This is a genomic window from Kitasatospora sp. NPDC001132 (assembly GCF_053598415.1).
Genome location: NZ_JBSFKF010000006.1, coordinates 25,570 through 47,026, shown reverse-complemented (window position 1 = coordinate 47,026; position 21,457 = coordinate 25,570). Strand labels below are relative to the sequence as shown.

Sequence of the window (21,457 nt, the reverse complement as noted above, 5' to 3'; positions counted from 1 at the left end):
CCGATGGACTTCGCCTACGACGCCCGGACGAACGAACTCCGCGAACAGCTGCTCGCCTTCATGGCCGAGCACGTGTACCCCGCCGAGCCCGTCCTCGCCGCCCAACTCGCCGACCGGGCCCGCGACCCGTGGGCCGTCCCGCCCGTCGTCGCCGACCTCCAGGCCGAGGCCCGCAAGCAGAACCTCTGGAACCTGTTCTTCGTGGACAAGCACGGCCTGCCGGGCGGGCCGGGCGCGGGCCTCACCAACCTCCAGTACGCCCCGCTCGCCGAAATCACCGGCCGCAGCATCCAGTTGGCCCCGCCCGCGCTCAACTGCGCGGCGCCCGACACCGGCAACATGGAGCTGCTCGCCCAGTTCGGCAGCGCCGAGCAGCGCGAGCGCTGGCTGCGCCCGCTGCTGGACGGCGAGATCCGCTCCGCCTTCGCGATGACCGAGCCTGAGGTCGCCTCCTCGGACGCCACCAACATCGCCACCCGGATCGAGCGGAACGGCGACGAGTACGTCATCAACGGCCGCAAGTGGTACATCACCGGCGCGATGAACCCCGACTGCCGGATCCTCATCGTGATGGGCAAGACCGACCCGGACGCCGAACCGCACCGCCGGCAGAGCATGGTGCTCGTCCCGCGCGACACCCCGGGCGTGACCGTGCGGCGCGGCATGACGGTCTTCGGGTACGACGACGCCGACCACGGCGGCCACGCCGAGGTGCTGTTCGAGGACGTCCGCGTCCCGGTGGAGAACCTGATCGGCGAGGAGGGCACGGGCTTCGCCATCGCGCAGGCCCGGCTCGGCCCCGGCCGCATCCACCACTGCATGCGCGCCATCGGCATCGCCGAGCGGGCGCTGGAGCTGATGTGCCGTCGGGCCAACGAGCGGGTGGCGTTCGGGAAGCCGCTGGCCGAGCAGGGCGTGGTGCAGGACTGGATCGCCGAGTCCCGGGTGCGGATCGAGCAGCTGCGGCTGCTGGTGCTGAAGACCGCCTGGCTGATGGACACCGTCGGCAACCGCGGTGCGCACACCGAGATCCAGGCCATCAAGATCGCCACCCCGCGCACCGTGGAGTGGATCCTGGACAAGGCCGTCCAGGCCCACGGCGCGGCCGGCGTCAGCCAGGACACCCCGCTCGCCCAGCTCTGGGCCGGCAACCGCACCCTGCGGCTCGCCGACGGCCCGGACGAGGTGCACAAGCGCTCGCTGGCCCGCAGGGAGCTGCGGCAGTACCGGCCAGGGCGTGTCTGACAGTTGCCGTCGCCCGCCCGGCGCGAATCGTCGGACACGCCCTTACCCGTAGGGGTGTGACACCGGGGTATTCAGGGACCGGTTGGCCCCCTGGTATGACGGCCGCGGCCCGTCCCCGACCGTAGTGTCCTGCGTGTTCGATCGATCGGAACACGGAGGGGACACCATGGGCATTCCGGGACGGGCCGTGGCGGCGGTGGTACTGGCGGCGGCTGCGGCGGTGGGCACGATCGGCACGGCCGGAGCGGCCACGCCGACCGGCGGCGGCGCCGGGACCGACGGCGGCACCGGGCGGCAGGCCCGGGCCTGGCTGCCGGAACCCAGCGGGCCGTACCCGATCGGGACCACCGCGCTGCACCTCACCGACGTCGGACGGGAGGACCCCTGGCACCCCGGACAGCGGCGCGAGCTGATGATCAGCCTCTGGTACCCGACCTCCCACCCGGCCGCCGGCGACGACCGCGCCCCCTACATGGAGCCCGCCGCCGGCCGCCACTTCGACGGCCCGGACGGCGTCGGCCTGCTCAACTACGGTACCGAGCCGGGCCGCACCGACTGGTCGGCCATCCGCACCCACGCCCGCAGGGACGCCCCGGCGCTGGCCGGCGGCCCGCGCCCGGTCGTGCTCTACTCGCCCGGCCTCGGCGACCCGCGCACCTGGGGGACGGCGCTGGTCGAGGACCTCGCCTCACGCGGCTACGTGGTGGTCACCGTCGACCACACCTACGAGGCCTCCGAAGTCGCCTTCCCCGGCGGTGACCTGGCCCCCTCGGTGCTCCCCGGCATGCTCGGACAGCCCGGCCTGGACATCGGCGCCGTGCTGCGCAAGGCGATGGACACCCGGGTGGCCGACACCCGCTTCGTCCTGGACCGACTCGCCGGGCTGGGCGGGCGCCCCGGCCTGCCCACCGGGCTCGCCGGGGCCCTCGACCTCGGCCGGATCGGCATGGTCGGCCAGTCGGCGGGCGGCTTCACCGCCCTGCAGACCATGCACGACGACCCGCGGATCACCGCCGGCGTCAACATGGACGGGCAACTGCACTTCCCCGGCCCCGACGGCCACACCGGCGTCTTCCTGCCCAGCGTCGCCGAGGACGGCCTGGACCGGCCGTTCCTGCTGATGGGCACCGGCAGCGACGACTCCGGCAGCTACCGCGACCAGCCCGGCTGGAACGCCCTGTGGCAGCACAGCACCGGCTGGCGCGCCGACGTCACCCTCACCGGTTCCCGCCACGGCTCGTACACCGACGGCCAGCCGCTGCTGCCGCAGCTCGCCCGGCAGGGCGTGCTCAGCACCGAGCAACTGCGCAAGGACGTCGGCGACATCCGCCCCGGGCGCGCCGAACTCGCCACCCGCTCCTACGTGGCGTCCTTCTTCGACCGCTGGCTGCGCGGCCAGGACGACCACCTGCTGGACGGCCCCTCGGCGCGCTTCCCGGAGATGGCCTACGAGCGGTAGCGGGCCGGGGCGGCGGCGGGCGCAGCCGCGGCGCCGCCCCCTCCCGGACGAGCCGCGGACGAGGAACCCGTGCGCGCGCCGGTGAATTGCCGTCAAGGCCTCCTCACCACCAGGAAACCGCGGATTTCCGGAGCCCGATTTCCCCCTTCCATTCAGTGAATGGCTACACGCGTCGACAGCTTTTCATCAACACTGCTTGACCTGCTTGGAAACCGCTTGACCTGCTTGGACGCGCTTCTTAATCGTTCCTTACCCTACGCCGTTGACCGGTGTTCATCAGCTCTGCTTTCCTTCTTGCCACGCAGGCGGCAAAACGCCGACGGACAGTCAATTCCGGTGCGCGAACGACATTCGACCGGAACCCGCCCTGACGGAATCCGCCGCCGGCCCTTCCCCACAAAGGGATCGTTCCCGGCCCCCTGGGCCGCGGGACGATCGGCAGAAGAGAGGCACCCTCACCCATGGGTCACTCCCCCAGGACAGGACGCGCGAGGTGCGCGGCGCTCACCGCGATCGCGTCGCTCGCGCTCGCCGCCGCCGGCTTGGCCGGCGCGGCCGCTCCGGCCTCCGCGCAGGACGTCTCCAGCTCGCAGGGCAGCTCCACCAACGAGTTCAACCCCTGGAGCCCGCAGAACGGCCACCCCTACCGGCACGGCGCGGTGCCCGGCATGTCCCAGCACGAGAACTACAAGAAGTGGCTCGCCGCCCACAACCAGGCCGCGGCGACGGGCCAGCAGACGCTGTCGTACGGCGGTGGCGTCGACGGCATCGGCGTGCAGAGCGGGCACTCCAAGGTCTACCTGGTGTTCTACGGCAACCAGTGGGGCACCCAGAGCACCGACGCCAACGGCAACGCGAAGTTCTCCAACGACTCGGCCGGCGCCGCCGGTGCCACCCAGCAGATGTTCAAGGGCATCGGCACCAACGGCGAGACCTGGTCCGCCGACCTGACCCAGTGGTGCGACGGCCCCAACGTCGCCACCGGTGCCGTGAGCTGCCCGTCCAACGCCAACTTCATCCCGTACCAGAGCGGCGGCGTCCTGTCCGGCGTCTGGTACGACAACGCGGCCGCCTCGCCGAGCCAGGCCAGCGGCAACCAGCTCGCCCAGGAGGCCGTCAAGGCCGCCGGCCACTTCGGCAACACCACCGCCGCCGCCAACCGGGACGCGTACTACATCGTCCTGTCGCCGCACGGCACCAACCCGGACGACTACCAGAACCCCACCACCGGGTACTGCGCCTGGCACGACTGGAACGGTGACACCACCCTCACCGGCGGTGCGGCGAGCTCGCCCTACGGCGACATCGCCTTCTCCAACCAGCCGTACAACATCGACGCGGGCTCCAACTGCGGCGTCGGCTTCGTCAACTCGCCCGGAACGCTGGACGGCTGGACGATGACCCTCGGCCACGAGTGGCACGAGATGATGTCCGACCAGAACCCGGCCGGCGGCTGGACCAACCACGTCTCCGGCAGCAGCTACAACGGCCAGGAGAACTCCGACGAGTGCGCCTGGATCCAGCCCGGCAGCACCGGCGGCGCCGCCAACATCTCCTTCGGCTCCTTCGGCAGCTACGCCGAGCAGGCCAGCTGGTCCAACGACACCAACTCCTGCGCGATCTCGCACGCCATCCTGACCCACGGCAACACGGTCACCGTCACCAACCCGGGCAACCAGAGCGGCACCGTCGGCACGGCGGCCAGCCTGCAGATCAACGCCACCGACTCGGCCACCGGCCAGACGCTGAGCTACTCGGCCACCGGCCTGCCCGCCGGCCTGTCGATCAACTCCTCCACCGGCCTGATCTCCGGCACCCCGACCGCCGCCGGCACCTCCAGCGTCACGGTCACCGCCACCGACGGCACCGGCGCCGCCGGCAACACCGCCTTCACCTGGACCGAGTCCACCACCGGGGGCGGCGGCAACGCCGTCACCAACGGCGGGCTGGAGAGCGGCAGCCTGACCGGCTGGACCACCGCCGGCAGCGCCTCCGCCACCACCTCCGCCGCCCACAGCGGCAGCTACGGCGCGATGGTCGGCTCCACCGGCCCGACCGGGGACTCCTCGATCGCCCAGACCTTCACCGCGCCGACCGGCTCCAGCAAGCTGTCCTTCTGGTACAGCAACACGTGCAACGACACCGTCACCTACGACTGGGCCACCGCCTCCCTGAAGGACAACACGACCGGCACGACCACCACGGTCCTGGCCAAGACCTGCACCACCGTCGGCACCTGGACCAACAAGACGGCGACCGTCACCCCGGGCCACAGCTACACCCTCACCCTGAGCAACCACGACGACAACTACCCGGGTGACCCGACCTACACCTACTACGACGACGTGACCGTCTCCTGACCACCGTCGCGCCGAACGCACCGGGGTGGGCCCAGCGCCCGCCCCGGTGCCGTTTCCGGCCCGGGGGCCGTCCGGCGGATCCGAACCGGCCGCCGGTGCGTCGAACCGGTGCCCCTGGAACAACGGCCGCCGGAACAACGGCCCCTGGAACAACGGCAAGAGGAACCACCGTGAATCCGAGAAGACCCGCCGCCCTGGCACTCGCCGCCGCCCTGCTCACCCTGACCGGCTGCGCCTCCACCGGAACGGGCCCGTCGACGCCCGCCACCACGTCGGCCACTCCGGGCCCGGCGACGGTCACGGTGGACGAGCACGCCGACCGCACCACCGTGCGGATCGCGGTCGGCGCGACGCTGACGCTCGCGCTCCACAGCACCTACTGGTCCGCCGCCACCAGCTCCGCCCCCGAGGTCCTCGCCCCGGACGGCGTCCCGAGCACCGCCCCGTCCCCGTCCTGCCGCCCCGGCGGCGGCTGCGGCACCGTCACCGCGGACTTCACCGCCCGTGCGGCCGGCACCGCCCGCCTCACCGCCACCCGGAGCTCCTGTGGGGAGGCCCTCAACTGCCCGCCCGAGCAGCGGACTTACGAGGTCACGGTGGACGTCGAGGGCTGAGCGCCGACCTTCGCCCGGCGCCGGTGCGTCCACCGGGAGCGCCGTCCCCGCCAGTCGTACGCCGGTGGCTGTCGGCCCGTACACGTCCGGGCGGTCGTAGGGGCGTTCCGACGCGCCGAAGGCCACTGTCCGTCACATGAAATTCACAAACCGGGGTCTACCCGCATAGACAGTGGTAGGCCATTCTGATGCGATGCCGGTCCCCGGAGCCCGGGGGTCGAGTCGGAGGCACGCCATCCTCACCGGGAGATGCAGATGAAGCCACGCACCGCAGCCACCGTCGTCGCCCTGGCCCTGGCGGGCCTCGCCCTCTCGGCGCCCACGGCCGGCGCCAGCGGTACCAAGCTGTCGCAGTCGGCGGCCGCCAGTCAGTTGAGCGGCGCCGGCATCACGTGGAGCTCCAGCGGCGGCTGCACCACCAGGTCCAACTCCACCTGCACCTCGTTCGACCAGATCAACTCGGGCACGGTGAGCGCCATGATCACCCTGAAGCAGGCCAGCGGCTGTGCCATCAACATCACGGGCGGGACCGAGGTGGGCCACGCCGCCGGCACCTACAGCCACTACAACGGCTACAAGGTCGACGTCTCCCGCAGCTCCTGCATCGACAACTACATCCAGAACAGCTTCACCTACATCGGCTACCGGGGCGACGGCTACCCGCAGTGGAAGGCCGCGTCGGGCAACCTGTACTGCAACGAGGGCAGCCACTGGGACATCCTCGTCTACTGACGCCGAGCCGTCCTGCTTCGACGAGACCGTGAACCTCCTGCGGGCCCGCGCCTTCACCGCTGGACTCCGGTGAAGGCGGACGACCGGTCGGCCAACCCCGCCTCGCGAGGCCGGGCGGGCCGACCGGTTGCCGCTGCCCCGCTGCGGTGGTCCTGTGCGAGGTCCCGTGTGAGGGCCCCTGCACGTGAGCCTCTACGCGTCGGCGTCGGCCTCGGCCTCGGCGTTGGCCTCGATCGCGGCCTCGGCGACCCACGTGGGCAGGGCTTCGCGGCAGGCCAGCCACGCCGTTGGGACGTCCGTCAGGCCGGTGCGGGCGGCTACCACTCCTCCGGTGATGGCGCAGGTGGTGTCCACGTCACCGAGCCCCTCGGCGGTGGTCCACAGGGCGTTGGTGAGGCTGTCCAGGTGGTGAGCGGCGGACCACAACGCGAACGGGACGGTGTCGCTCGCCCGGATCCGCTGCCCGTTGCCGAGCAGATCGGCCGCGTGCCAGGGCTCGGTGTCGGCGGGCAGGTCGGCGGCCCGGCTCACGCCATCGCGGACCGCGCCCTGCGGGGTGCGGTCCGCGACCTCGGCCAGTAGCCCGGCGCCGACGGGTGAGGGCCCGGAGCGGCCCCGGGCGGCCAGGGCCGCCGCGAGGGCGACGGCCACCGCTCCGGCGACGCCCTCGGGATGGGCGTGGGTGACCTCCGCGGACAGCGCCGCCTGCTCCGCCGCCTCGTCCAAGTCCGCGGAGAACCAGGCGCCCAGCGGGGCCACCCGCATCGCCGCGCCGTTGCCGAGGCTGCCCTGACCGTTGAAGAGCCCGTGTGCCTCGGTGCGCCAACTCGCAGGGCGCTCGGCCAGCTTGGGCAGCAGCGCGTGCATCCCGTGTCCGTATCCGCGGCCCGGATCCGCCCGGTAGTTCGCCGCGAAGGCCTGGGCGAGCCGGTCCTGGTGCACGGCGTCGAAGGCGGTCAGGACGCCGAACACCGACAGGGCCATGGCGGTGTCGTCGGTCCAGTGCCAGGGGCCTTCCTCCGGGGTCCGCCGGGCCCGGATCTGTTCGAACGCCTCCTTCGGTGAGCGGAACAGGGGGAACCAGCGCTCCCCGAAGCCGTCCCCGAGTGCCAGACCCTCCAACGAGTCGAGAGCGGCGGAAAACGATGTCATCCCCACATCCTGGCAGTGGTCGTGGGCCCGCGCAGCCGGATTTCCGGCCGCACGGGCGGGAGCCGCGCGGAGGGTCAGTCGCCCAGGACGGCGATCCGGCCGGTGGTGAGTCCGGCGGCGACGCGATGGACGGCGTCCGCCGCGCCGGCCAGCGGCACGCGGGCGCTCACCAGGGGCCGGACGGCGCCCCGTTCGGCGAGCCTGGTGAGCTCGTCGTGGGCGGTGCGGACGGCGCGCGGGTCGTGGGTGTTGTAGAGGCCCCAGTGCAGGCCGAGGATCGAGTAGTTCTTCACCAGGGCGTGGTTGAGCGCCGGGGTGGGGATCCGCCCGCCGGCGAAGCCGACCACCACGATCCGGCCCTCGAAGGCGACGCACCTGGCGGAGCCGGTGTAGGCCTCGCCGCCGACCGGGTCGAAGACCACGTCGGCGCCGCGCCCCTCGGTGGCCTCCTTGACGGCGGCGACGAAGTCCCGCTCCCGGCGGTCCACCACCAGGTCGGCGCCGAGCGCCCGCGCGGCCCGCGCCTTCGACGGCCCGCCGACCACGGCGATCACCCGCGCCCCGGCGGCCCGGCCGAGTTGGACCGCCGCGCTGCCGACCCCGCCGGCCGCCGCGTGCACCAGCAGGGTCTCGCCGGCCCGCAGCCGGGCCCGGCGGTGCAGCCCGAACCAGGCGGTCTGGTGGCCGACGTGCAGGGCGGCCGCCTCGGCGTCGTCCAGCGCCTCGGGCGCCGGGAACGCGGCGTCGGCCTCCAGCAGCGCGTACTCGGCGAAGGCGCCGTGCGGCAGCACCGGGTTGCCGATCAGCCGCTCGCCCTGCCGGGCGCCGTCCACCACCTCGCCGCACAGCTCCACGCCGGGCGTGAACGGCAGCGGCGGGCGGACCTGGTACTGCCCGCGCACCATCAGCGCGTCCGGGAAGTTGACGGCCGCCGCCCGCACCCGGACCAGCAGCTGCCCCGGCCCGGGCACCGGCCGCGCGACGTCCTCCGCCAGCCGCATCACCTCGGCGGGCTCGCCGAGTTCGGCCACCTGCCAGGCCCTCACAGCACTTCGCTCCTCTCCAGTCCCTGCTGGAGCCGGTTCATCCCGGCGAGCCAGCGGTCCGGCTCGGTGGCCCGGACGCGGCAGTAGTCGGCGACCTCGGGGTGCGGCAGCAGCAGGAAGCGCTCCGCGCGCATCCCGTCCAGCGCCGCCTCGGCGACGTCCGCCGGGTCGAGCGCGGTGGGGGCGAGCAGCGCCTCGCCGACCGCGCCGGTGGAGGCGAGCAGGTCGGTGCGCACGCCCTGCGGGCAGAGCGCGTGCACCCGCACGCCCCGGTGGCGGTAGGTCGCGGAGAGCCACTCGGCGAAGGCCAGTGCGCCGTGCTTGGTGACGGAGTACGGGGCGGAGCCCAGCATGGTGAGCAGCCCGGCGGCGGAGACGGTGGCCAGGAAGCGGCCCTCGCCGCGCTCCAGCCAGCGGGGGAGCAGCAGGTCGGCGGCCCGGACGTGGGCCATGACGTTGACCTCCCAGGCGCCCGCCCAGGCGGCGGCGGGCGCGTCGGCCCCGCCGGCCGGGGCGACGCCCGCGTTGGCGCACCACACGTCGATCTCGCCCAGCTCGGCGCGGGCTCGCCCGACCAGCTCGGCCAGGCCCTCGGCGGAGGCCGCGTCCCCGGGCAGGGCGGTGCCCGCGCACTCCTTCGCCACGGCGCGGGCGGCCTCGGCGTCCAGGTCGTTGACCACCACTCGGGCGCCGGCCGCGGCGAAGGCCCGGGCCAGCGCGGCGCCGATGCCCCGGCCGCCGCCGGTCACCACCACGCCCCGGCCGGCGAACTCCTGGCCGTCCGGCACCTGGTTGTCCGGCGCCTGGCCGTTCGGCGTGGGGCCGTCGAGTGCCCCGGTGGTCACATGCCACCGCCGAGAGTGACCCCGCCGTCCAGGACCAGGGTCTGGCCGGTGATCCAGTCGGCGTCCGGGGAGAGCAGGAAGGCGACGGCGCCGGCGACGTCCTCGGGGACGCCGAGGCGGCCCAGCGGGTAGGCCTTGGCGACCTTCTCCTCGCGGCCCTCGTACAGCGCTTCGGCGAACTTGGTCTTGACCACGGCGGGGGCGACGGCGTTGACCCGGATGCCCTGGGGGCCCAGCTCGGCGGCGAGTTCGGTGGTGAGCCGGATCAGTGCGGCCTTGCTGACGCCGTACATGCCGATGCCGAGTGAGGCGCGGATGCCGGTGATCGAGGCGACGTTGACGATCGAGCCGCCGTGTTCGCCCATCCACGCGGCGTGCGCGCGGCGGGTCCAGGCCAGTGGGGCGAGCACGTTGACGGCGAGGATCTTCGCGGCGGCGCCCTCGTCGGTGTCCAGGATCGGCCCGAGGACCGGGTTGATGCCGGTGTTGTTGACCAGGTGGTCGAGCCGGCCGAAGGCCTCCAGGGTGCGGGTGATCGCCTCCTCCTGGTGCGCGGGGTTGTCGGCCTTGCCCGCGACGGCGATCGCGTTCTCCGGGCCGCCCAGGTCGCGGACGGCCTCGGCCAGCGGCTCGGGGTTGCGGGCGGTGAGGCAGACCTTGGCCCCGCGGTCGACCAGCTCGCGCGCGATGCCGAGGCCGATGCCCCGGCTCGATCCGGTGACGATGGCCACCCGGCCCTTGAAGGAGTGCACCACGGAGCGTCCTGCCTTTCGTGCGGGAACCTGCGGGAACGTGTGGGGAACTGCTGCGATCTGCGGGGTCTGCTGGGAACCTGCGGGGTCCCGGGGGGAATCCGCCAACTGCTGACTAAGCGCTTGCTCAGCATGCTGTCGGTGCGGGAGCCTGTCAACAGTCCGTCGGACGCCCGCTCCCGCCCGAGGGGGACGACCGACGGGAAAGCCTGTACGAGTTCTCTGGGAGGATGGCGCCATGACCAGCACCCCGCTCGCCGACCTGTGGCCGACCCTGCCCGGCGCCGACATCCGCCCCGAAGCGGCGTACCGGCTGCTCCAGGCCGCCGTCGAGTCGTTCGCGGAGCGCGGCTTCCACGCCACCACGACCCGGGACATCGCCACCGCGGCGGGGATGAGCCCGGCGGCGCTGTACATCCACTACCAGTCGAAGGCCGCGCTGCTGGCCGAGATCAGCCAGGCCGGCCACGCCGCCACGCTCACCCTGGTCCGGGACGCGGCGGCCGGCCCGGGCGGCCCGGCCGAGCGGATGCGGCGGCTGGTCGAGCGGTTCACCGCGTGGCACGCCCGGGGCCGGACGGTCGGCCGGGTGGTCAACTACGAGCTGCACGCGCTGCCCGAGGACGCCTACGCGGTGGTCGCCGCGCTGCGGCTGGACATCGAGCGGGAGGTCAGCGCGCTGATCGAGGCGGGCGTGGCGGCGGGGGAGTTCCAGGTGGCGGAGGTGCGGACGGCGGCCCGCGCGGTCACCTCGCTGGGCATCGACGTCTCCCGCTGGTACACCGGCAACTCCACCGAGGCGCCGGAGGAGCTCGGACGCCGCTACGGGGAGTTGGTGCTGCGGATGCTCGGCGCCCGGGTCTGAGGGACGGCGGCCCTGCGGGCCGCCCCGGAGCCCCGGACCCCTTGACCCACTCCGGCGCGGCGCGCAGACTTGTATACGAAGTATGTTTTTCCCGTACGTGTGCCTCGTAAATGTACGGACAAACCGAGGGCGCCCGCCACGACCGATCGTGGCGGGCGCCCTGGCTGTCGGGCACGGTGGCTTCGGGGCCTCCTACGGCGTTTCAGGCGGTGGCCAGGCAGAACTGCACCAGCCCTGCGTCCACGTCGCGGACGATCTGCTCCATCTCCGCCCACCGGGGGTGGAACTCGGTTCCCCACTCGACGGTGAAGCCCAGTACCTTGCCCTGGTCCGGGTCGGCGAAGGCGCGGGAGTAGACGTAGTCGTCGCTGGTTCCGCTGGTCGGGTACAGGTGGAACCCGCTCATCGGCTTGTACGCCAGGCCGCGTACGCCGTTGACGCCCTTGCAGAACGCCTCGGCGAGCAGCACGGCGGCGTCCTCGTCGTCCTTGGGGATGTACTCGGCGTACGTGAGGTCGCCGGGCAGGCCGCGCTTGCCGTCGTAGTCGGAGTTGCGGAAGTTCATGTCGGGGTCGACCGACTGGTTCTCGTCGTCGCCCCAGTTGTAGAGCATGTCCTGTGAGTAGCTGTGCACGTCGACGAACCACCGGGTCAGCGGGAACTGGTCCAGTAGCCACTGGACGTTGCGGGTCTCCGGTTCGGAGAACGCGCTCGGGCCGGCGTAGACCTGCGGGTCGCACGGGTCGTTCGACACCTGGGGATCGGCGCCCGGGGCGAAGGCGGTGACGAAGTCGAAGAGGAAGTCGTAGTTGCGGTTGAGGTCGACGCCCACGCAGTCCGGGGCCGGGTTGCCGCCGGCGTTCGCCGGGTTGCGGTTCTTGCGCCACATGGGCCTGACGGTCTGGCTGTAGTGCCGGCCGTCCGGGTTGACCAGCGGATAGAACACCAGGTCCAACCGCTGGAGCAGGCCGCTGACCTGACCGGCGGTGAAGGCGGTGCCGCCGTAGCCGAGGCCGGTGCCGTCCCGGTGGGCCTCCAGCAGGTCGGCGGCGAGGTGGATGAGGATCTCGCAGCTGCCCCATTCGCGGGCGTGGACGCCCCCGATCATCATGACGCACGGTTTGGGGGCCGGCGCGGGTTCGCTGATCAGCAGGGCGTGGGCGGTGCGGCCCTCGAACGAGGGCTCGGGCAGGGTGAGGAGTTGGGTCAGGTCGGGGTAGGCGGTGGCCAGGCTGGTCACGGCGGACTCGACCTCGGTGACGTTCAGATACGGCATGGCGGGCCTCCCGGTCAGCCGGAGAGCTTGGCGGCCAGGCCGCGCGGGACGGCGTCGGCGGGGGCGAAGCGGTCGCCGCTGCCGACCTCGGACTGGGCGGCGCGCCCGGCCTCGCTGGCGTTGCCGATCAGGGTGACCGTGACGCCCTCGCGTTCGAGGGTCGGGATCCGGTCGGCCGGAGCGTAGACGTCGATGCCGACGCGGCCGTCCTCCTCGACGCGCGGGCGTCCGCCGACGTCGGGGCGGGTGTCGCGCAGCAGCGCGCGCAGGGTCTCCGGGTCCTTGGCGGTGACGCGGAGGCGCAGGATGTCATCCGGGGGTGGTGTGTCGGGTACGGAGGACATGGGGGCTTCTTCCGGGCGCCGTCAGCGGGCTGCCGGTGGCGCCGATTCGAGCGGATATGTCCGACGTGTACCTCGTATCCTCAGGATGCGTCGCCGCCGTAGAAGCCGTCAAGGGGCGGCTCGGGCATCCCGTCGAGCAGGCTGTCCAGGCCGCTCAGCATCTCGGCCTCGTCGTCGAAGTCGGCGAACCGGGGCACCAGGGCGCGCAGCCGGGGGTAGTCCGTGGCGGACAGCCGGTGCAGGCCGAGCCGCAGCGCGGGGTCCGGCTCGCTCGGGTTGTCGACCACCTGGCGCTTGTCCACCAGCATGCAGCCGAGGTTCCAGGCGACGAAGCTGCGGTAGACGGTCAGCGAGCCGGCGTCGTCGAAGCCGGCCCGGCCGAGCACGGCCAGGATGTGCTCGGTGAGGTCCAGCACCGAGGTCGGGCGCCGCGACACCGGGACGGCCAGCGGGCGGGTCGCGACCAGCGGCAGGATCTCGGGGTGGGCGTGCCCGGTGGCGGCGAACGCCCGGGCGATCCGGCGCAGTTCGGCGCGCCAGCCGTCATGCTGGGGGCCGCGGACGGAGCCGGCCCGCAGCCGGGCGTTGATCTCGTCGAAGTAGGCCTCGACCAGGCCGTCGATCAGCGCCTCCTTGCCCGGGGTGTAGCGGTACAGGGCCATCGACTCCACGCCGAGCTCGGTCGCCAGCCTGCGCATGGTCAGCGCGCCCAGGCCCTCGCGGTCGACGAGGGCCACGGCGGCGCCCAGCACCAGCGGGCGGCTCAGCCGCCCCCGCTTCTCGGAGGCGTCCTGCTCGGCCATCTCCGCACTCCTCCGGGTCGGTGCCGGTGTCGTCGGCCCGCGCCCCGGCCGCTCGGCCGACTCGACGGACCAGTCGCGACGCGGGGCCCGCTTTCCGGGCCGGGTTTCGGCGGATGTCACTCAGCGGATACAGAACCAGGATACAAGGTATGAATCGGACGTAAATGGTCGAGCGGACTCGGGCGGCCGATTCGCCGATCCCGCTGGTCAGCCGACCCGGGGTGGGTGGGGCGGGACGTGGTTGCGGCAATGGCGGTGGCGGGGCCGGTCGCGGTGGGTGACGTGGCTGGGGCGGGGGAGCGGGTGTTCGGTCGGGTGGGAGTCGGGTGGCGAGTGCGGTGAGCGGCGGTGGGCCCGGGGCGGGGTGGGGGCGGGGTGCGGTTGCGGCAATGGCGGTGGCGGGGCCGGTCGTGGTGGGTCACGCCACTGCGCGTGGAGAGAGGGTGCGTTCAGTCGAGCAGCAGCCGGACGGCGAGTGTGGCGACCAGTGCGGCGGAGCCGAGCGCGGTGAGCAGCCGGCCGCGCGGGCCGGTCAGGGCGCGGCCGAGCAGGGCACCGCCGGAGGCCAGTAGCAGCTGCCAGCAGGCGGAGGCGGCGAAGGCGCCGAGGGTGAAGGCCGCCCGGGCCGGGACGTCGCCCTGGCTGCCGCCGCCGAGGACCAGTGCGGCGAAGTAGAGCACGGTGAGCGGGTTCAGCAGGGTGATGCCCAGCAGTGTCAGGAACGCCCGGGCGGGGGAGGGCGGTTGTGCCCGCGGTCCGTCGGCGGCGGTGCCGGGGCGGCTGCGCAGTGCCGTGACGGCCGTCCGGGCGGCGAGGGCCAGCAGTACCAGGGCGGAGGCGAGCCGCAGTGGCCGGGCGACCGGTTCGAGCAGCGGCGCGAGGCCGGTGCCGCCGGCTGCCGCGAGCAGCGCGTACAGCCCGTCCGCGGTGGCCACGCCGAGGGCGGCGCAGGCGCCGGTGCGCAGCGAGGTGCGTGCGGTGAGCGACACCAGGTAGGCCCCGACGGCCCCCACCGGGACGGCCACGCCGAGCCCGGCGAGCAGCCCCGCGGCCAGCGCGGCCCTCACGCGCGTGCGGCGTCGGGCCTCCGGGGACGGCGGGGCTGCTGCTGGACCGGGGCGGTGATCGGGACCGTGGCCGGGCGGGTGGCGGCGGGTGCGGACAGCGGACGGGCGGGGGAGTCGGTCATGGGCCGATGGTGGCGGCCCGGCCGCGGGTGCGGCAAACGGTTTTCCGGGCGCCCGGGATAGCGTGGGGCCGACCCCGTGATCGCCGTTCCGAAGAGACCGGAGGAGAGTCGATGTACCGTCAGAACGACCAGGTGCGAGCGCTGTTGGCGGAGGTCTGGGCCTCGTGGGCGGAGCGGGGCGCCGCCCTGGCCGCCGAGGACTGGGAGCGGCCCACCCGGCTGCCCGGGTGGACCGTACGGGAGCTGTTCGCGCACGTGGCGCCGGTGCCGGAGATGTTCGCCGGGCTGCGCGCGGCCGTCCTGGACGCGCCGGCCGAAGTGGTGGACGGGGCCGGCATCCTGCGCGCCTACAACCGTCCTGGCGGCATCGCCCACACCGCCGCCGAGCAGGTCGCCGAGGCGGCGAAGCAGTCGGCCGAGGCGGCCGAACCCGCCGTGCTGCTCGCCCGGTTGGGCGTCGAGGGCCCCGCCGCGCTGGACGGCATCGCGGACCTGTCGCCGGACACCACGGTGGCGCACCCGTTGCTCGGGAGCGTGACGGTCGGCGCGCTCGGCGAGGTGGCGCTGATGGAGGCGACCGTCCATCTGCTCGACCTGGTCGCGGCCGTCGGCGGCCCGCTGCCCGCCGAGGAGGCCCTGGACTTCACCCGCGTGCTGCTGGCGCGGGTCGCCGACCCGGTGGCCTTCATCGAGGCGGCGACCGGCCGCGGTGCGCGGGCGGTGCTGCCGGTCGTCCGGTGAGGGTGAGGCGTACACGTCTCATGTCATGAGCCTTTCAAAGGCGCGGGCTTGCTGTCACGCTGCTGCTCCCGGCCCGCTCCCCACGAGAGGCTCCGATGAGAAGAATCCTGCCTGCCCTGACCGGCGCCGCCCTGTTCGCGGCAGTCGGCCTCGCGGCGCTCGCCACCCCCGATGTGGCGAGCGCCGCGGACTGCACACCCGCCCAGGTGGTGGCCAACGGCGGTTTCGAATCCGGTGGTTCGTCCTGGACGGCGCCGAGCGGCGCGATCACCGCGGACAGCGGCCAGAGCGCGCACTCCGGCAGCTCCTACGCCTGGCTCGACGGCTACGGCTCCAGCCACACCGACACCCTCTCGCAGTCCGTCACCCTCCCCGCCGGGTGCGGCACCGCGACGCTCGGGTTCTGGCTGCACGTCGACACCGCCGAGACCACCGGCAGCACCGCCTACGACAAGCTCACCGTCAAGCTCGGCTCCACCACGCTGGCGACCTACTCCAACCTGGACGCCCGCAGCGGGTACGTGCACAAGACCCTCGACGTCTCCGCCTTCGCGGGCCGGAGCGCGACGCTCTCCTTCACCGGCGTCGAGGACGCCGGCCTGCAGACCAGCTTCGTGCTGGACGACGTCACCCTGGACGCCTCCGGCGGCGGCACCCCGCCCCAGCCCGGCGACCCGACCCGCACCCCGGTCTCACCGGCGTACACCGTCGCGCTCACCAGCGACGCCTCCGGCGGCAGTTGGACCGGGCACGAGAGCGTGAGCTTCAGCAACGCCTCGTCCTCGCCGCTGACCGAGGTGTACCTGCGGCTGTGGGACAACGCCCACGGCAGCTGCCCCAGCACCCCGATCACGGTGACCAACGTGACCGGCGGCACGCCCTCCCCGCTCACGGTGAACTGCACCGCGCTCAAGGTCACCCTGCCGGCCCCGCTCGCGCAGGGCCAGAGCGGCACCGTCGGCTTCGACCTCGGCATCTCCGTGCCGAGCGGCGCGGACCGCTTCGGCCACGACGGCGCGTACAACTTCCTCGGCAACGCCCTGCCCGTCCTGGCGATACGGGACGCGGCCGGCTGGCACCTCGACCCCTACACCAACAACGGCGAGTCCTTCTATTCGGTGGCCTCGGACTTCACCGTCACCCTGGACCACCCGACCGGCCTGCTGGTGCCCGCGACCGGCACCTCGGTGGACACCCCCGGCGCGGCCGGACGGACCGTCACCAAGGCGACCGCGAGCAAGGTCCGCGACTTCGCCTGGGGCGCCGGACCGTTCACCAGGATCTCCGGCACCTCCGCGGCCGGGGTGAAGGTCAACGTCTACTCGGTGGCGGGGATCAGCTCCTCCGACTCCGCGTCGATGCTCTCCACCGCGACCTCGGCGGTCGACGCCCACGCCCAGCGCTTCGGCGCCTACCCGTACGGCGAACTGGACGCGGTGATCGACAACAACTTCTGGTTCGGCGGCATGGAGTACCCGGGCTTCGTCCTCGACCTGGTCAGCACCACGGCGCTCACCCACGAGATCGGCCACCAGTGGTGGTACGGCATCGTGGGCGACGACGAGTACAACGGCCCCTGGCTGGACGAGGCCTTCACCGACTACGCCACCGACCTCGCCCTCGGCAAGACCGGCAACAACTGCTGGAACAGCGTCTCCTGGGCCTCCTCGGCGGAGCGGATCACCAACTCGATGGCGTACTGGGACGCCAACTCCTCCCGCTACTCCACGGTCGTCTACGGCTACGGCAAGTGCGCCCTGCACGACCTGCGCCGGACGATCGGCGACACCGCGATGACCACGCTGCTGCGGAACTACGCGCAGGCGCACTGGTACGGCGTCTCCACCACCGCGGAGTTCAAGGCCGCGGCCCAGGCCGCCACCACCGTGGACCTGACCTCCTTCTGGAGCCAGCACCGCATCGACGGCTGAGCGGCCCCCACCCCGGCGGCGCCCCCGGTCCCGGCCGGGGGCGCCGCCCCCTGACGCTCCCTCGGCGCCCCTTGACGCCACCCGGCCCTCGGAGGACGCTGTACGCATACGACATAAGCGTGTGCCGTATGCGGACAGTCGAAAGCACACGACCCAGAGTCGCGAGCTCCCGGCGCGGACCCGACCGCTGGAGCGATCATGTCGACCAACCACTACGTGGCGCTGCCCGACAGCTCCCGCGTTCCGCTCGACGGAGCGCGGGCCATCGGACCGGCCCACCCCCAGACACCCCTGACCGTCACCGTCTACCTGCGCCGCGACCCCGCCGCGCAGCCGCGGCCGGACGTCTACGAGCTGGCGCTCCAGGCGCCGACCCGGCGCGTCCTGCCCACCGACGACCAGTACGCCGCCACCCACCGGTGGCTGGACACCGACCTCAAGGCGGTCGAGGCCTTCGCCGCCGAGCACGGCCTCAAGGTCGAGAACCCGAACCCGTTGGCCCGCAGCGTCCAGCTGACCGGCACCACCCGGGACGTCTCGGACGCCTTCCGGGTGACCCTGGCCCGCTACCGCTACCAGGACGCCAAGGGCAATCCCCGCACCTACCGTGGCCGAGTGGGCCAGATCTTCGTCCCCGCGGAGCTGGACGGCATCGTCAGCCACGTCTTCGGCCTGGACGACCGGCCGATCGGCAGCCGCCTGCTGATCCGCCGGCCCGCCGACGCCGCCCCGGTGGCGCACACCGCCGCGACGCTCCGGCCGGGAGCCTTCCTCCCGCCGCAGCTCCAGGCGCCGTACGCCTACCCGGACGGCACCGACGGGAGCGGGCAGTGCATCGCCGTCCTCGCCTTCAACGGCGAGACGCCGCCCGGCATCCCGTCCGGCGGCTACTCGCTGGACGCGCTGAGGAACTACTTCGTCAACGTCCTCCACCAGGACATGCCGGACATCACCAACGTGGTGATCCCGGGCGTCGGCACCCCCGGCAACGACCCGGGGCAGGACTCCGACTTCGAGACGGCCGACAGCAGCGGCGAGATCATGCTCGACCTGGCGGTCGTCGGCGCCCTCGCCCCCAAGGCGAAGATCGTCGTCTACTTCACCACGTTCACCGAACAGGGCTGGGTCGACGTGATCACCCGGATCGTCAACGACACCGACAACCGGCCCTCGGTGATCACCAACAGCTACGGCAACGCCGAGGCCACGCCGGGCAGTCGGTGGACGGTCGGGGCGATGAAGCGGGCGGACGCCGCCTTCGCCGGCGCGGCCGAGAAGAACATCAGCGTCTGCTGCGCCTCGGGTGACGACGGCTCCCGCGACCAGGCCTCCGACGAGCGCGCCCACGCCGACTTCCCCGCCTCCAGCCCGCACGTGCTCGGCGTCGGCGGCACCCGCCTGGTGGTCCGCCAGGGGCAGGTCGTCAGCGAGGTCTGCTGGGACGACGGCCCGGGCAGCCGGACGGGCGGCGGCATCAGTGCGGTCTTCCCGGTGCCCGCGTTCCAGTCCGGCGTCGACGTGCCGCCGTCGGCCGACCCGCCGCACGCGCGCGGGCGCGGTGTGCCCGACGTGTCCGCGCTGGCCGACCCGCAGACCGGTGTGGTCGTCCCGAGCGTCGACGGCGTGCACTTCAACCAGATCGGCGGCACCAGCGCCTCCGCCCCGATGTGGGCCGCGCTGCTCGCCCGGATCAACCAGGGCCTGCCCGGCTCCGCCCAGGTCGGCTTCCTCGACCCGCTGCTGTACACGAAGTTCGCGACGGGCGTCCTGCGGGACATCACCCAGGGCAGCAACGGCGCGTACGCCTCCGGGCCCGACTGGGACGCGTGCACCGGCCTCGGCAGCCCCGGCGGCCAGGGGCTGCTGGACGGACTCAAGGCGCTCTGACGCCGGACCTCCCATGGCGCCGGACCCCCGGCTCCGGACCCCCGACTTCGGACCCCCGACTTCGGACCCCCGACTTCGGACGCACCCCGGCTCCGGACACCGCCATCCGACGGACCCCCGCCTCGGCGACGGGGGTCCGACGGTCGGTGGATCAGCCCAGGGCGAGGGCGCGGAGGCGGTCGGCCGCGCCGTTGAAGTAGTTCTGGTCACCGGGGAAGGTGCCGGCGTCGGCGAACTGCCAGAAGGTCTGGTAGCCCCAGCCGTTCGGCAGGGTGCCGACGGAGGAGGCGTAGCGGGCTATCCAGAGCGGGTTGGTGGTGCCGAAGCCGCCGTTGTTGCCGGTGCACTGGGTCCACCAGTTGGTGGTGGTGTAGATGGTGGGGTAGCGGCCGGTGCGGGAGTGCACGGTGTTGCTGAAGTCGCGGATCCAGTTGACCATGGCGCTCTGGCTGAGGCCGTAGCAGGTGGCGCCGTAGGGGTTGTACTCGATGTCCAGCGCGGGCGGCAGGGTCTTGCCGTCGGCGGACCAGCCGCCGCCGTGGCTGACGAAGTAGTTGGCCTGGGTGGCGCCGGAGGAGGCGTTCGGCAGCGCGAAGTGGTAGGCGCCGCGGATCAGGCCGGCGTTGTACGAGCCGTTGTACTGCTGGGCGAAGGAGGGGTTGGTGTAGCCGGTGCCTTCGGTCGCCTTGACGTAGGCGAACTTGGCGCCGTTGGCGGCCACCGACGACCAGTTGACGTTGCCCTGGTAGCTGGAGACGTCCAGACCGGGGGTCTGGGTGGCGGCGAGGGAGGCGAACGGCGCGGCGGCGCCGCGGCCCTCGCGGGCGGCGACGGTGGAGCCGGCGAAGTCCTGCTCGGGGTGGAAGCCGGGGCGGCCTTCGGCCACGGGGGCGACAGGGGCGGGTTCGGCCGCGTACGCGGGGACGGCCACACCGGCGACCAGGGCGGTCGCGGCGGCGAGGGCGGCCAGCGCGGGCAGGCGGCGGGCCGGTCTGTCGGTGCCGGTGGGGCGGGCGGAGCGGGAAGAGCGGGGCATGAGCACTCCTCTGGTCCGAGCGTGGGAAGGTCGAAATGACCCGGTATGGCCGGGGTCTGACCGGCCGTACCGCAGAGTAGCCATGTACCTGGCACCACCACCAGGCATCTTTTTTCACATAGTGAACGCATGTCAGATGTGTCCGCGCCCCATGACCGGCAACCGGCGTTGCCGGTCCTGCCCGTTTCCGGCGGCCCGGAACGCGCGCGGAGGCGGTGTCGGGTGCGGTGGGCCGGGCCGACGGCGGGAGGCCGCCGGGGTCCTGGGGCGCGGCCGCCGCTGTGCGACGATGCCCGCGGGCCGGCCACCACGGGCGGCCCCGCACGCGAGGAGAGGACCCGCCATGCCCGAGACCGCCGCCGACTCCGCCCGTCCCGCCGGGGAGCCCGCGTTCCGGCCCGCCACGCCCGCCGACGTCCCGGCGCTGGTCGCGCTGGTCGAGTCCGCCTACCGGGGCGAGGCCAGCCGGGCCGGCTGGACCACCGAGGCCGACCTGCTGGACGGCCGGCGCACCAACCCGGAGGCCGTCACCGAGGCCCTGAGCCACCCCGACGGGCTGGTGCTGCTGGCCGAGCTGGACGGCGAGCCGGTGGCCTGCTGCCAGCTGGAACGGCGTGGCGGGCTGGCCTACTTCGGCATGTTCTCGGTGCGTCCCGGGCTCCAGGGCGGCGGCATCGGACGGGCCGTGCTGGCCGAGGCGGAGCGGCTGGCCGCCGAGGAGTGGGGCGTCGGCGTGATGGAGATGACGGTGATCGAGCAGCGCGCCGACCTGATCGCCTGGTACGAGCGGCGCGGCTTCCGGCGCACCGGCGAGTTCAGCCCGTTCCCGTACGGCGACGAGCGCTTCGGCATCCCCCGGCGGCCGGACCTCCGGTTCGCCCACCTCGTCAAGGAGTTGAAGACCGGGGCGTGAGTGGATGGATGTCCGTGTACGGAAGTTGGCGGCTGCGGCGGTGGTGAACCGGTGGCCGCGAAGGGAGTTGGCGACGGTCGGATGCGGCTCCCCCTCGGGGGAGGGTTCGGTTCCGCCGGAGTGGGTTTCCGCAGGTGACGTACCGTCAAGTCGGTGAACTGGGGCGATGCGGGGATGTCATACCTCGTTCATTATTGGTCTAGGCCAATGTGAGAGGCTGGGCGCGAACGGCCACGTTCCGCCCGCTGCCCAGGGGGGCCATTTCCG

Annotated in this window: 20 protein-coding genes; 10 read left to right on the top strand and 10 right to left on the bottom strand. The window is 73.2% G+C overall.

What is annotated here, in order from left to right:
• The first annotated feature begins 3 nt into the window (after positions 1 to 3).
• The 5 genes from ACWDBE_RS10330 (at position 4) to ACWDBE_RS10310 (ending at position 6,410) form a co-directional block, all read left to right on the top strand.
• On the top strand, positions 4 to 1,245 hold the full coding sequence (locus ACWDBE_RS10330) for an acyl-CoA dehydrogenase family protein (protein WP_449792147.1): 1,242 nt from the start codon (positions 4 to 6) through the stop codon (positions 1,243 to 1,245).
• A 166-nt stretch (positions 1,246 to 1,411) separates the two neighbouring features.
• Positions 1,412 to 2,704: an alpha/beta hydrolase family protein gene (locus ACWDBE_RS10325; RefSeq protein WP_449807709.1), complete on the top strand. Its 1,293-nt coding sequence runs from the start codon at positions 1,412 to 1,414 to the stop codon at positions 2,702 to 2,704.
• 461 nt (positions 2,705 to 3,165) lie between these two features.
• Positions 3,166 to 5,064, top strand: a complete 1,899-nt coding sequence (locus tag ACWDBE_RS10320; RefSeq protein WP_449807708.1) for a putative Ig domain-containing protein — start codon at positions 3,166 to 3,168, stop codon at positions 5,062 to 5,064.
• A 170-nt stretch (positions 5,065 to 5,234) separates the two neighbouring features.
• Positions 5,235 to 5,678: a hypothetical protein gene (locus ACWDBE_RS10315; protein ID WP_449807707.1), complete on the top strand. Its 444-nt coding sequence runs from the start codon at positions 5,235 to 5,237 to the stop codon at positions 5,676 to 5,678.
• Positions 5,679 to 5,933: 255 nt separating this feature from the next.
• Complete coding sequence (locus ACWDBE_RS10310; protein WP_449792151.1) at positions 5,934 to 6,410, top strand: hypothetical protein; 477 nt, start codon at positions 5,934 to 5,936, stop codon at positions 6,408 to 6,410.
• 192 nt (positions 6,411 to 6,602) lie between these two features.
• Here the strand turns inward: ACWDBE_RS10310 and ACWDBE_RS10305 are convergent, their stop codons facing one another.
• The 4 genes from ACWDBE_RS10305 to ACWDBE_RS10290 all read right to left on the bottom strand — a co-directional run bounded on the left by ACWDBE_RS10305 (position 6,603) and on the right by ACWDBE_RS10290 (position 10,208).
• Complete coding sequence (locus ACWDBE_RS10305) at positions 6,603 to 7,562, bottom strand: ADP-ribosylglycohydrolase family protein (protein ID WP_449792152.1); 960 nt, start codon at positions 7,560 to 7,562, stop codon at positions 6,603 to 6,605.
• A gap of 74 nt (positions 7,563 to 7,636) precedes the next feature.
• A complete protein-coding gene (locus ACWDBE_RS10300; RefSeq protein ID WP_449807706.1) occupies positions 7,637 to 8,608 on the bottom strand; it encodes an NADPH:quinone oxidoreductase family protein in 972 nt (323 codons plus the stop codon).
• Positions 8,605 to 9,396 carry an SDR family NAD(P)-dependent oxidoreductase gene (locus tag ACWDBE_RS10295; protein WP_449792164.1) on the bottom strand — a complete coding sequence of 264 codons (792 nt, stop codon included), beginning with the start codon at positions 9,394 to 9,396 and terminating at the stop codon, positions 8,605 to 8,607. The genes ACWDBE_RS10300 and ACWDBE_RS10295 overlap by 4 nt, the downstream gene beginning before the upstream one ends.
• 53 nt (positions 9,397 to 9,449) lie before the next feature.
• Positions 9,450 to 10,208, bottom strand: coding sequence for an SDR family oxidoreductase (locus ACWDBE_RS10290; RefSeq protein WP_449807705.1), 759 nt, complete (start codon positions 10,206 to 10,208; stop codon positions 9,450 to 9,452).
• Positions 10,209 to 10,443: 235 nt separating this feature from the next.
• On the opposite strand from ACWDBE_RS10290, the gene ACWDBE_RS10285 reads away from it, so the two are divergent.
• Positions 10,444 to 11,070, top strand: a complete 627-nt coding sequence (locus ACWDBE_RS10285) for a TetR/AcrR family transcriptional regulator (RefSeq protein ID WP_449792155.1) — start codon at positions 10,444 to 10,446, stop codon at positions 11,068 to 11,070.
• A 202-nt stretch (positions 11,071 to 11,272) separates the two neighbouring features.
• Here ACWDBE_RS10285 and ACWDBE_RS10280 read toward each other — a convergent pair whose 3' ends face one another.
• The 5 genes from ACWDBE_RS10280 to ACWDBE_RS10260 all read right to left on the bottom strand — a co-directional run bounded on the left by ACWDBE_RS10280 (position 11,273) and on the right by ACWDBE_RS10260 (position 14,682).
• Complete coding sequence (locus ACWDBE_RS10280; RefSeq protein ID WP_449792156.1) at positions 11,273 to 12,346, bottom strand: M14 family metallopeptidase; 1,074 nt, start codon at positions 12,344 to 12,346, stop codon at positions 11,273 to 11,275.
• Between the two features lie 14 nt (positions 12,347 to 12,360).
• Positions 12,361 to 12,690 carry a hypothetical protein gene (locus tag ACWDBE_RS10275; RefSeq protein WP_449792157.1) on the bottom strand — a complete coding sequence of 110 codons (330 nt, stop codon included), beginning with the start codon at positions 12,688 to 12,690 and terminating at the stop codon, positions 12,361 to 12,363.
• Positions 12,691 to 12,770: 80 nt separating this feature from the next.
• Positions 12,771 to 13,493 (bottom strand): TetR/AcrR family transcriptional regulator, encoded by a 723-nt coding sequence (locus ACWDBE_RS10270; protein WP_449807704.1) that lies wholly within the window; start codon positions 13,491 to 13,493, stop codon positions 12,771 to 12,773.
• Positions 13,494 to 13,942: 449 nt separating this feature from the next.
• Complete coding sequence (locus ACWDBE_RS10265; protein ID WP_449792159.1) at positions 13,943 to 14,560, bottom strand: LysE family transporter; 618 nt, start codon at positions 14,558 to 14,560, stop codon at positions 13,943 to 13,945.
• Positions 14,557 to 14,682 (bottom strand): hypothetical protein, encoded by a 126-nt coding sequence (locus ACWDBE_RS10260; RefSeq protein WP_449807703.1) that lies wholly within the window; start codon positions 14,680 to 14,682, stop codon positions 14,557 to 14,559. The genes ACWDBE_RS10265 and ACWDBE_RS10260 overlap by 4 nt, the downstream gene beginning before the upstream one ends.
• A 111-nt stretch (positions 14,683 to 14,793) precedes the next feature.
• Here ACWDBE_RS10260 and ACWDBE_RS10255 point away from each other — a divergent pair, with 111 nt between their 5' ends.
• The 3 genes from ACWDBE_RS10255 (at position 14,794) to ACWDBE_RS10245 (ending at position 19,241) form a co-directional block, all read left to right on the top strand.
• Positions 14,794 to 15,423, top strand: a complete 630-nt coding sequence (locus ACWDBE_RS10255) for a maleylpyruvate isomerase N-terminal domain-containing protein (protein ID WP_449792161.1) — start codon at positions 14,794 to 14,796, stop codon at positions 15,421 to 15,423.
• Positions 15,424 to 15,518: 95 nt separating this feature from the next.
• On the top strand, positions 15,519 to 17,354 hold the full coding sequence (locus ACWDBE_RS10250; RefSeq protein WP_449807702.1) for a M1 family aminopeptidase: 1,836 nt from the start codon (positions 15,519 to 15,521) through the stop codon (positions 17,352 to 17,354).
• Between the two features lie 198 nt (positions 17,355 to 17,552).
• The gene (locus ACWDBE_RS10245; RefSeq protein ID WP_449807701.1) at positions 17,553 to 19,241 is read left to right on the top strand and encodes a S53 family peptidase; all 1,689 of its coding nucleotides are present in this window, start codon (positions 17,553 to 17,555) and stop codon (positions 19,239 to 19,241) included.
• 151 nt (positions 19,242 to 19,392) lie between these two features.
• Here the strand turns inward: ACWDBE_RS10245 and ACWDBE_RS10240 are convergent, their stop codons facing one another.
• Entirely contained in the window at positions 19,393 to 20,277 is an 885-nt protein-coding gene (locus ACWDBE_RS10240) for a lysozyme (protein WP_449807700.1), read from the bottom strand.
• Positions 20,278 to 20,620: 343 nt separating this feature from the next.
• Between ACWDBE_RS10240 and ACWDBE_RS10235 the strand changes: the two genes are divergently transcribed.
• Positions 20,621 to 21,190 (top strand): GNAT family N-acetyltransferase, encoded by a 570-nt coding sequence (locus tag ACWDBE_RS10235; RefSeq protein WP_449793287.1) that lies wholly within the window; start codon positions 20,621 to 20,623, stop codon positions 21,188 to 21,190.
• Positions 21,191 to 21,457: the final 267 nt, after the last annotated feature.

What these genes read in the sequence shown, in the direction of transcription:
- ACWDBE_RS10330 (WP_449792147.1), top strand. Translation starts at nt 4, where the DNA reads ATGGACTTCGCCTACGACGCCCGGACGAACGAACTCCGCGAACAGCTG.
- ACWDBE_RS10325 (WP_449807709.1), top strand. Translation starts at nt 1,412, where the DNA reads ATGGGCATTCCGGGACGGGCCGTGGCGGCGGTGGTACTGGCGGCGGCT.
- ACWDBE_RS10320 (WP_449807708.1), top strand. Translation starts at nt 3,166, where the DNA reads ATGGGTCACTCCCCCAGGACAGGACGCGCGAGGTGCGCGGCGCTCACC.
- ACWDBE_RS10310 (WP_449792151.1), top strand. Translation starts at nt 5,934, where the DNA reads ATGAAGCCACGCACCGCAGCCACCGTCGTCGCCCTGGCCCTGGCGGGC.
- ACWDBE_RS10305 (WP_449792152.1), bottom strand. Translation starts at nt 7,562, where the DNA reads ATGACATCGTTTTCCGCCGCTCTCGACTCGTTGGAGGGTCTGGCACTC.
- ACWDBE_RS10285 (WP_449792155.1), top strand. Translation starts at nt 10,444, where the DNA reads ATGACCAGCACCCCGCTCGCCGACCTGTGGCCGACCCTGCCCGGCGCC.
- ACWDBE_RS10280 (WP_449792156.1), bottom strand. Translation starts at nt 12,346, where the DNA reads ATGCCGTATCTGAACGTCACCGAGGTCGAGTCCGCCGTGACCAGCCTG.
- ACWDBE_RS10275 (WP_449792157.1), bottom strand. Translation starts at nt 12,690, where the DNA reads ATGTCCTCCGTACCCGACACACCACCCCCGGATGACATCCTGCGCCTC.
- ACWDBE_RS10270 (WP_449807704.1), bottom strand. Translation starts at nt 13,493, where the DNA reads ATGGCCGAGCAGGACGCCTCCGAGAAGCGGGGGCGGCTGAGCCGCCCG.
- ACWDBE_RS10260 (WP_449807703.1), bottom strand. Translation starts at nt 14,682, where the DNA reads ATGACCGACTCCCCCGCCCGTCCGCTGTCCGCACCCGCCGCCACCCGC.
- ACWDBE_RS10255 (WP_449792161.1), top strand. Translation starts at nt 14,794, where the DNA reads ATGTACCGTCAGAACGACCAGGTGCGAGCGCTGTTGGCGGAGGTCTGG.
- ACWDBE_RS10250 (WP_449807702.1), top strand. Translation starts at nt 15,519, where the DNA reads ATGAGAAGAATCCTGCCTGCCCTGACCGGCGCCGCCCTGTTCGCGGCA.
- ACWDBE_RS10245 (WP_449807701.1), top strand. Translation starts at nt 17,553, where the DNA reads ATGTCGACCAACCACTACGTGGCGCTGCCCGACAGCTCCCGCGTTCCG.
- ACWDBE_RS10240 (WP_449807700.1), bottom strand. Translation starts at nt 20,277, where the DNA reads ATGCCCCGCTCTTCCCGCTCCGCCCGCCCCACCGGCACCGACAGACCG.
- ACWDBE_RS10235 (WP_449793287.1), top strand. Translation starts at nt 20,621, where the DNA reads ATGCCCGAGACCGCCGCCGACTCCGCCCGTCCCGCCGGGGAGCCCGCG.